Consider the following 6162-nt stretch of genomic DNA (forward strand, 5'->3'; position numbering starts at 1 on the left):
AGACATTGCCCGTCGGCCTGGCCAGCAGCAGCCATGGCACTGCCTTGGTCGCGTTACCCACGGTAAAGAACATTCGTATAACTTCGTATAATGTATGCTATACGAAGTTATTACGCACGGCTTCCTGAAGCTGCCTTACTCGCGCGACGATTCCGCGTGGGGCGCGATCATGATTCCGGTGACCGTCGTGAAGCGCGGCGACGGGCCGACGGTGTTGCTGACCGGCGGCAATCACGGCGACGAATACGAAGGGCCGGTCGCGCTGTCGAAGCTCGCCGGTTCGCTGAAGGCGGCCGACGTGACCGGCCGCGTGATCGTCGTGCCGTTCATGAACTACCCGGCGTTCCGCGCCGGTTGCCGCACGTCGCCGATCGATGCCGGCAACCTGAACCGCAGCTTCCCGGGCCGCCCGGACGGCACCGTGACCGAGAAGATCGCCGACTACTTCCAGCGCCATTTGCTGCCGCTCGCGACGCACGTGCTCGACATTCACGCGGGCGGCCGCACGCTCGACTTCGTGCCGTTCGCGGCGATTCATGTGCTGGAGAACCGCGATCAAGAAGCACGCTGCGAGCGTGCAATGCGCGCGTTCGGCGCGCCGTATTCGATGCGCATGCTGGAACTCGACAGCGTCGGCCTCTACGACAGCGCGGCCGAGGAAGCCGGCAAGGTATTCGTGTCGACCGAGCTGGGCGGTGGCGGCACGTCGACGGCGGCGAGCGTCGCGATCGCCGAGCGCGGCGTGTATGGATTTCTCGCGCATGCGGGCGTGATCGCGAAGGACGTCATCGACGGCAATGCCCCTCGCAGCACGACGACGCTGCTCGACATGCCGGACGGCTCGTGCTTCACGACGAGCGAGCATCGCGGGCTGCTCGAGATGTGCCGCGATCTGGGCAGCGAGGTCGACGCCGGCGACGTGCTCGCGCGCGTGCACGACATCGATCGCACGGGTGTCACGCCGATCGAATACGTCGCACGGCGGCGCGGGCTGCTCGCGGCCCGGCACTTCCCGGGCATCGTGCAGCCGGGCGACACGATCGCGGTGGTCGCCGACATCGTCGAGCGCAACATTCCGGTGGCCGTATGAGGACGCGCACGACGTGATCAAGCTCGATCGATACGACCTCGCGATCCTGCGCCTGCTCGAGCGCGACGGGCGCATCACGAAGTCGAAGCTCGCGGAAGCCGTGAACCTGTCGATTTCGCCGGCATGGGAGCGCGTGCGCAAGCTCGAGGAAAGCGGTGTGATCCGTGGCTATCGCGCGGACGTCGACTGGATCGGCACGTTCTCCGGCAGCCGCATCGTCGTCGAGGTGACGCTGTCGCGGCACACCGCGCCCGACATGCGGCGCTTCGAGGATCGCGTGGCCGCAGCATCCGAGGTCGCGCAGTGCTATGCGACGGGCGGCGGCGTCGATTACGTGCTGCACGTGGTCGCGCGCGACATCGACCATTACCAGCGCTTCATCGATGCGTTGCTGATGGAAGACCTCGGCATCGAGCGCTACTTCACGTACATCGTGACGAAGGTCGTGAAGTGCGCATCCGGCGGTGCGCCGGACTGGCTGTAAAAGTTCGCGCCGGTGCGCGGCAATACGGAAAAAACCGGCATTTCGAGCCGTGCAAACCGAAATTTCCGCATGCGAGGGCGCGACACAATGAAGTTCGTGCCCACCAACGAGGAGACGCAGCATGCTGCCCGGACACCCCGTTCTGTTCAAGTCGACCTGCTACGTCGACGGTCGCTGGATTCACAGCGACAGTGCCGCGACGGTCGCCGTCGTGAACCCCGCCGACCAGGCCGTGATCGGCCACGTGCCGATGCTCGAACGCGCGCAGATCGTCGCGGCCGTCGACGCCGCGCAGCGCGCGTACGACACCTGGCGCTGGACGCCGCATGCCGTACGCAGCGCCGCATTGCTGCGCTGGTATGCACTGATCCTGCGTCACGTCGACGATCTGGCCGCGCTGCTGTCGCTGGAACAGGGCAAGCCGCTGGCCGAAGCGCGCGGCGAGATCCGCTATGCGGCGAGCTTCGTCGAATGGTTCGCGAACGAGGCGAAACGCGTCGCCGGGCGCACGATCCCGACCCACATCGACGGCGCGCATCTCGGCACCGTGATGGAGCCGGTCGGCGTCGCCGCGCTGATCACGCCGTGGAATTTCCCGGCCGCGATGATCACGCGCAAGGCGGCGGCCGCGATCGCGGTCGGTTGCACGGTGGTCGTGAAGCCCGCGCACGAAACGCCGTTTTCGGCGCTCGCGCTCGCGCAGCTCGCCGACGAGGCCGGCTTCCCGGCCGGCGTGTTCAACGTGGTGCTCGGCGAGCCGCAGATGGCGATGGAAACGCTGGTCGGCGATGCGCGCGTGCGTGCGGTGAGCTTCACCGGCTCGACGCGTGTCGGGCGGCTCGTCACCGAAACCGCCGCGAAGGCCGGCATCCGCAAGATCGCGCTCGAACTGGGCGGCAATGCGCCGTTCATCGTGACCGAGGATGCGGATCTCGATCAGGCCGTGCGGATCGCCGTCGGCGCGAAGTTCCAGACCTCCGGCCAGGACTGCTGCGCCGCGAACCGGATACTCGTCGCGCGCCCGCTGTACGACGCGTTCGTCGAACGGTATGCGCACGCGGTGCGCGCGCTGAAGACGGGGCCGGCGTTCGAGCAGGGCGTGGACGTCGGGCCGCTGATGCATCAGGCCGCGTTCGACGCGACCGTGGCGCGCGTCGAGGACGCGCGGGCACGCGGCGCGCGCATCGTTGCGGGCGGCCGGCCGCATGCGCTCGGCGGCTGGTTCTACGAGCCGACCGTGATCGCGGATGCCGCGCCCGGCATGCGCGTGGTCGACGAGGAAAATTTCGCGCCGATCTCGGCCGTCAGCGCGTTCGACACGCTCGACGAAGCGGTCGGAACGGCCAACGACACCGAGTACGGCCTCGCCGCCTACGTGTGCGCCACGCGCATCGACACGATCTTCCAGCTGGTGCGGCGGCTCGACTTCGCGATGGTGTCGGTCAACGGCGTGAAATTCACCGGTGCGCCGATCCCGTTCGGCGGGATGAAGGCGTCGGGCCTCGGGCGCGAAGGCGGCGCCGAAGGCTTCGAGCCGTTCACCGAAATCAAATACTTCTGCCTCGGCAATCTCGGCCTGCCGGTCGCGGCGACGGCCTGACCCATTCAAAGGAGCACATCATGCAAAAATCGATCGACGCACTGCTGCGCGAGGACCGCGCCCACTTCATGCACCCGTCGACGCACGCGTACGACCACGAGACCGGCGCGCTGCCGGGCAAGATCGTGCGCGGCGGCGAAGGCATCCGCATCGAGGATCACCAGGGCAAGCATTATATCGACGCGTTTGCCGGGCTCTATTGCGTGAACATCGGCTACGGCCGCACCGAAGTCGCCGACGCGATGTACGAGCAGGCGAAGCAGCTCGCGTACTACCACACGTATGTCGGCCATTCGTCGGACGCGATCATCGAGCTGTCGTCGCGCATCATCGACTGGTCGCCGGCAGGGATGAAGAAGGTCTATTACGGGATGTCGGGTTCCGACGCGAACGAGACGCAGGTCAAGATCGTCTGGTACTACAACAACGTGCTCGGCCGCCCGAACAAGAAGAAGATCATTTCGCGCGAGCGCGGCTATCACGGCTCGGGCATCGTGACGGGCAGCCTCACGGGGCTGCCGAGCTTCCACCAGCATTTCGACCTGCCGATCGATCGCGTGAAGCATACGGTGTGTCCGCACTGGTATCGCAAGGCGCCTGCGGGCATGAGCGAGGCGCAGTTCGTCGCGTACTGCGTCGACGAACTCGAGAAGCTGATCGCGCGCGAGGGCGCCGACACGGTCGCCGCGTTCATCGCGGAGCCGGTGATGGGCACGGGCGGCATCATCGAGCCGCCGGCCGGCTACTGGCCCGCGATCCAGGCCGTGCTGCGCAAGCACGACATCCTGCTGATTTCCGATGAGGTCGTGTGCGGGTTCGGGCGTCTCGGCTCGAAGATGGGCGCGCAGCACTTCGGGATCGAGCCCGACCTGATTACCGTCGCGAAGGGGCTGACGAGCGCGTATGCGCCGCTGTCGGGCGTGATCGTCGGCGAGAAGGTGTGGGACGTGATCGCGCGCGGCTCGCAGGAACACGGGCCGATGGGGCACGGCTGGACGTATTCGGGCCATCCAGTGTGCGCGGCCGCCGCGCTCGCGAACCTCGCGATCCTGGAGCGCGAGAACCTGGTCGGCAATGCTGAGGAAGTGGGCAAGTATTTCGGCGCGAAGCTGCGCGACGCATTCGACGCGCATCCGCTCGTTGGCGAGGTGCGCAGCGTGGGGATGCTGGCCGCGCTCGAATTCATGGCCGACAAGGATGCGCGCGTGCCGTTCGATCCCTCGCTGAAGATCGGTGCGCAGGTGTCGGCTGCCGCGCTGCAGCGCGGCGTGATCGCGCGGGCGATGCCGCACGGCGACATTCTCGGCTTTGCACCGCCGCTCGTGATGACGCGCGAGGAAGCCGACGAGATCGTCGGGATCGTGAAGAAGGCGGTGGACGAGGTCGCCGAGCGGAATATTTCGGCTGTCGCGTGATATTCGAGCGGTCCTGATGCGCGTTTCGACGCGTGAGGTGATGCCGCCGCATGCAAGTGCGGCGGCGTTTTTTCTTGCCGGTACGGTTCAGGAAAACGTCAATGCGTGGTGTGCGGTGCGCGTCGGCTACCGATCGTCACTCAGTAATCCCACACGACCGGAACGAAACGGAAGCCGTCGCCGTTCCGTGCAACATGCCCGATGGACGGGAACGCGACATGCGCCGCGGCCAGCAGCGCACCGGTGTCGGCGGCTTCGTTGAACAGCGCGAGACGAACGTCGACTGCCGCGTCCGGATCGTGTTCGAAGCCGTTTTGCCAGTCGGGATTGTCGAAGTTGACCTCGAAGATCGCGTCGCCCGCGAACGTCAGCTTTTCCCCGTTCGATGCGATGTCGACCACGCAGTGCCCCGGCGTATGCCCGCCCGTCACGCGCGCCGACACGCCCGTGGCGACTTCCACGGTGCGGTCGAATTGCACGATGTTTTCGCCATACAGTTCGACGAACCTCGCCGCCGCCTTGCGCAGCGCGGGCGGAACGGTTTCCGGCATCACCGTCTTGCTGAAGTCCGGATTCTTCCAGAACGCCACTTCCGCTGCCGATACGTGAATGCGTACGTCGGGGCGCAGCTTCGCCTTGACGCCGTCGACGTTCAGCCCGCCGACGTGATCCATGTGCATGTGCGTGATCACGATATCGGTGATCGCGGCCAGGTCGATGCCGGCCGATTCCACGCGCATCACCGAGCGCCCGGCGCGCGTGAAGTATTCGAAACCGTCGCCCACGCCCGAGTCGATCAGGATCAGGTGATCGGCGCTGCGCACGAGCGCGATGTTGAGCGCCCAGTCGAACATGTCGCGTTGCAGGAAACGGCCGTCGAACCAGGCGTTGCGGTCCGCTTCGCTCACATTGGTGGACATGGTGGAAGTCGGCAGCGGCAGTACGCCGTCGCTGATCAGCACGACATCGACATCGCCGATGCGCACGGCGTAGCGGGACGGAACGAGCTCGCCTGAACCTTCGTTGCCCAGGGCGACGATGACCGGCTGGACGTTGCGGATGGGTGCGTTCATGTTCAGTAATCCTGTTCTTCGAGTGAGGTAGTCCGCACTGCGCGGCGCAGGGCGGTTCGCGAGCGCGATCGTGAAGGTCGCGCTTCGGTGCGCCCGGATTCCGATCGAGCGTGTCAGCGATTGTAGTGACGGCCTACACACGCCAACAGCGCCGCAGGGGTGCACATCGTGTTGTCCGGACGACAACAATCCGGCAGCGGCCTTCGCCGCCCGAAATGCACATCGCCCGCCGTCCGTTGCCGGAAGGCGGGCGATGCAATGGATGCCGTTTATGGGATGCCGGGAACCGCCGGCGCGCGGGTCAACCCGGCTGACCGGGAAGCGTTTCCCCGCGCAGCGAACACCCGCGCGTCTCGATCACCGCCAGCAGCGCGATCAGCCCGACCGCGCAGGCAGCCATCATGTAGTACGCGGGAGCCACGCTTACGCGAGATACCCCGTCACGCCATCCCAAAGCAGTTTCACCGCGGCTATCACCAGCAGCCCGTAGCAGGCTCGAT

Annotated in this window: 5 protein-coding genes and 1 pseudogene; 4 read left to right on the forward strand and 2 right to left on the reverse strand. The window is 66.3% G+C overall.

All coding sequences use genetic code 11. The features are described 5' to 3' along the window. The first annotated feature begins 94 nt into the window (after positions 1-94). The 4 genes from doeB (at position 95) to JMF90_RS19890 (ending at position 4589) form a co-directional block, all read left to right on the forward strand. The gene (gene doeB / locus JMF90_RS19875; RefSeq protein ID WP_201325343.1) at positions 95-1090 is read left to right on the forward strand and encodes a N(2)-acetyl-L-2,4-diaminobutanoate deacetylase DoeB; all 996 of its coding nucleotides are present in this window, start codon (positions 95-97) and stop codon (positions 1088-1090) included. 13 nt (positions 1091-1103) lie between these two features. Beyond that, positions 1104-1574, forward strand: a complete 471-nt coding sequence (locus JMF90_RS19880; RefSeq protein ID WP_011549337.1) for an Lrp/AsnC family transcriptional regulator — start codon at positions 1104-1106, stop codon at positions 1572-1574. Positions 1575-1695: 121 nt separating this feature from the next. Then, on the forward strand, positions 1696-3174 hold the full coding sequence (locus JMF90_RS19885; RefSeq protein WP_201317212.1) for an NAD-dependent succinate-semialdehyde dehydrogenase: 1479 nt from the start codon (positions 1696-1698) through the stop codon (positions 3172-3174). Between the two features lie 20 nt (positions 3175-3194). Further along, positions 3195-4589, forward strand: coding sequence for an aspartate aminotransferase family protein (locus JMF90_RS19890; RefSeq protein WP_201317213.1), 1395 nt, complete (start codon positions 3195-3197; stop codon positions 4587-4589). Positions 4590-4729: 140 nt separating this feature from the next. On the opposite strand, the gene JMF90_RS19895 is transcribed toward JMF90_RS19890, so the two are convergent. Continuing rightward, positions 4730-5662, reverse strand: coding sequence for an MBL fold metallo-hydrolase (locus JMF90_RS19895; protein ID WP_201317221.1), 933 nt, complete (start codon positions 5660-5662; stop codon positions 4730-4732). 301 nt (positions 5663-5963) lie between these two features. After that, a pseudogene (locus tag JMF90_RS40150) lies at positions 5964-6162 on the reverse strand (hypothetical protein); the annotation flags it as partial.

It is taken from the genome of Burkholderia sp. E168m23, from assembly GCF_016586125.1.
Classification (GTDB): Bacteria; Pseudomonadota; Gammaproteobacteria; order Burkholderiales; family Burkholderiaceae; genus Burkholderia; species Burkholderia orbicola.